The organism is Aquiflexum sp. (assembly GCF_041749095.1).
Classification (GTDB): domain Bacteria; phylum Bacteroidota; class Bacteroidia; order Cytophagales; family Cyclobacteriaceae; genus Aquiflexum.
Genome location: NZ_JBGTCA010000287.1, coordinates 1 through 3229, shown reverse-complemented (window position 1 = coordinate 3229; position 3229 = coordinate 1). Strand labels below are relative to the sequence as shown.

4 protein-coding genes are annotated in these 3229 nt (G+C 41.6%); all 4 read right to left on the bottom strand.

Annotated elements, in window-relative coordinates:
- Positions 1-138 precede the first annotated feature (138 nt).
- On the bottom strand, positions 139-573 hold the full coding sequence (locus ACEW8O_RS13550) for a DUF4345 domain-containing protein (protein WP_373495161.1): 435 nt from the start codon (positions 571-573) through the stop codon (positions 139-141).
- A 104-nt stretch (positions 574-677) separates the two neighbouring features.
- The gene (locus ACEW8O_RS13545) at positions 678-1250 is read right to left on the bottom strand and encodes a Crp/Fnr family transcriptional regulator (RefSeq protein WP_373495160.1); all 573 of its coding nucleotides are present in this window, start codon (positions 1248-1250) and stop codon (positions 678-680) included.
- 141 nt (positions 1251-1391) lie between these two features.
- Positions 1392-2303, bottom strand: coding sequence for a bifunctional molybdenum cofactor biosynthesis protein MoaC/MoaB (gene moaCB / locus ACEW8O_RS13540; RefSeq protein ID WP_373495159.1), 912 nt, complete (start codon positions 2301-2303; stop codon positions 1392-1394).
- A gap of 68 nt (positions 2304-2371) precedes the next feature.
- On the bottom strand, positions 2372-3229 hold an 858-nt coding region (locus tag ACEW8O_RS13535), incomplete at its 5' end, for an LLM class flavin-dependent oxidoreductase (RefSeq protein WP_373495158.1).

Below are 3229 nucleotides of genomic sequence, written 5' to 3'. Positions count from 1 at the left end.
TGGTCAATGCAAGCTGCTGCAGACCAAGTTCCGGAATCCGAAAACACCAAAGTATCCTCAGGAAGGTTTTGGAAAATTTTGGTGGAAGCTTCCAATTGTTCTTCCACCAAATTTTCCATTTTTTCTATCCAGTGCTCCTTATTCTGCGATTTCATAGATCAACTCTAGATTTTTGGACACGATTTTAAAAGCGGAAAGCAGCCCTAATGCAATGATAAATAGGATGGATTCAATCATCAACCATTGGTTACCAAATTCCCCCAATTCTCCTTCAATTACGATGGTCAAAATCCTGGATAATGCATAAAATCCCCAAAGCATCACCAAAAAGCCCACGCCTTGGATTGGGTTTTTGACCATGAGGTAAATCAGGGAAAAAAACAAAGCCATACCAACACCTCCATAAACTCCCCTGATGGAGCTAAAAGCATCGGTGTTTGGAAGTTGTACTTGGACCAAGTCCATTACAGATTGTGGGGAAACAAAAGCCATAAGACTTACCGAGAGCAAGGCCAAACCCGAGAATAAGATAAATATTCTGGAAAGCAGTGTTAAAATTTTGATAGTGTTCATAATACATTTTGGTTTAGATTATTCCCCAAAATTGAACAAACCTGAAGAGTTGATTTTTGGTTTTTACCAAGATTTTGACCCATACAACCAAATGGATAAAAATCTTAAAGCCTGATTTTATTCATCAATTTGCTGAAATTGGTAGGGTCTATTCCAATATAGTTTGCCAGATATTTATGCGGGATCATTTGAAGGATATGAGGACTTCTTTGTAGAAGTTTCCGGAATTTTTCCTCAGAACTGTAAGTCTGTAATTCGACCTGTCTTTCCAAAACACCTGCCAAAGCACCTGTAATCCCCAGTCTCACAAATTTTGCGATACCAGCATGTTTTTGGGAAAGATTTTCAAGATCATTATAATTGACCCTTAGAAATTTTGAGGGTGTAAGTGCTTCATAGGCAAATTTTGACGGACTTCTTAAAATGAAAGAATCCAATATTCCCCCAAATGAATGGGGATAGGTAAATACCAAAGTAGCCTCCTTTTCCTGATCTTCATAAAAAATCCGTTGGAGGCCTTCGGTGATAAAGTAGAGATTGTCTTCAATTTTGCCCACAGGGGATAAGCATTCTTTTCTTTTGCAGGAAAATGGTTTCCATATTTGATGAAAATCCTCCCATTCCCCATCATTCAAAGGTGAAATGTTGTTGGTGATTACTTTTAATATCTCCTTCATTGGATTGAAAAGGGGTTTGTAACAATTGTATTGGTTTCTTTTGATATAGATTGAAAAACAGGGTGTTTGGTTGTCTGGTGAACAGGCATCACATTGTTCCTGCAAAATCTGAGGTTTTGCAGGATTTTATTTTAGGGATGATCAATCATGCCTAGCCCCTTCCATCACCCTAAAAATATGCAATACTGCCGGGAAAATGGCATCCATGGATTCAGCGGCACCCTTGGTAGAGCCGGGTAAGGCCAACACCAAACTGTCCCCGATCAAACCTGCCACACTTCTGGAGAGCATGGCGTATGGGGTTCTGTTCTGTCCGTATGATCTGATGGCTTCCTCAATTCCCGGCACTTCTTTTTCCAACATGGGTTTGATGGCTTCAGGAGTCACATCTCTTGGAGACAGACCTGTTCCCCCTGTGAAAATGATTAATTCCACTTTTTTTGAGGAGTATTTTTTGACTTTTTCCTGAATGACAGTTTCTTCGTCGGGAATAATAATATAGTCCGCTACCAACACGCCATGCTTTTCAAGTCTTTCTATTATTGCCTTTCCGGCCCGGTCTTCTTTGTCACCTGCTGAAATCGAATCTGAACATACAATCACTGCGGCCTTGAAAGCTTTTTCGTCTTTCTTATTGTAATCGGTTTTCCCGCCCTTTTTCTCCAAGAGTTTGATCTGATTGATGCTGATACCTTTATCGATGGGCTTGAGCATGTCATACATAGTCAAGGCTACAACAGAGGCAGCGTGCATGGCTTCTACTTCTACGCCTGTTTTATAAATGGTATGGATTTCTGCATGGACATGGATGTCCAGTCCTTCGATTTTGTATTGGATGGAAGTGAACTCAATAGGTAGGGGATGGCAATCGGGGATCATATCCGCAGTCCTTTTGGCTGCAAAAAGACCTGCTGTTTTTGCCATTTCAAACACATCTCCCTTGGGTACTTTTTTATCCACCAATGCCCTGATGGTCTCATAAGAACTGACACTTACAATCGCCTGTGCAATGGCTTTTCTCAGTGTGGGGGATTTGTGGGTTATGTCAACCATGCTCTGTTTTTTATTTAATGATAATTGATCAAAGATATCACAGCTTTTATAAATATCCATTGATATCATTAACCATTGACCAAAGGAGCCACTTTAGTACCAATCAATTCAATGGCTCCCAGTAACTGGGAATGAGACAAGCCTGCATTGTCCATTTGGAATGTGAACCTTGAAATTCCTCCGAGTGATTCTGAGTGTCGGATTATTTTTTGGGCGACTTCTTCGGGTGTTCCGATGACATAGGCGCCATTTGGACCTCTTTGTGCCTCAAATCGCCCTCTTGTCACAGGAGGCCATCCTCTTTCTTTTCCTATTCTAGTAAATGTTTCAGCATAGCCGGGATAATAATCTTCAATCGCTTTTTCTGTTGTATCGGAGACATATCCCAATGAATGAAGTCCAACTTTGAGTTTTTCCGTTGCATGACCTGCCCTTCTCCCGGCTTCTCGGTATAAATCGATCAATGGCCGAAATCTGGGGGTTTCACCACCTATGACTGCTACCATCAAAGGTAAGCCCAAAGTACCTGCCCTTACAAAGGAAGCAGGCGTTCCACCGACCCCTAACCAGATCGGTAGCTTTTGCTGCAAAGGTCTTGGGTAAATAGCCTGGTTGTGAAGAGAAGGTCGGAACTTTCCTTTCCAGCTCACATATTCATGGTCTCTGATGTTAAGCAAAAGATCCAATTTCTCAGAAAACAGCTCATCATAATCACTCAGATTTAACCCAAATAATGGAAAAGCTTCGGTAAAAGAACCTCTCCCCACAACCATCTCTGCACGTCCTTTGGAGATCAGATCCAATGTGGAAAAGTTTTGAAATACCCTTACCGGATCTGCTGCACTGAGTACAGTCACTGCACTCGTCAGGATGATTCTTTGGGTTTTTGCTGCTGCCGCGGCCAATATAATGGAAGGTGCTGAGTC

What these genes read in the sequence shown, in the direction of transcription:
- ACEW8O_RS13550 (WP_373495161.1), bottom strand. Translation starts at nt 573, where the DNA reads ATGAACACTATCAAAATTTTAACACTGCTTTCCAGAATATTTATCTTA.
- ACEW8O_RS13545 (WP_373495160.1), bottom strand. Translation starts at nt 1,250, where the DNA reads ATGAAGGAGATATTAAAAGTAATCACCAACAACATTTCACCTTTGAAT.
- moaCB (WP_373495159.1), bottom strand. Translation starts at nt 2,303, where the DNA reads ATGGTTGACATAACCCACAAATCCCCCACACTGAGAAAAGCCATTGCA.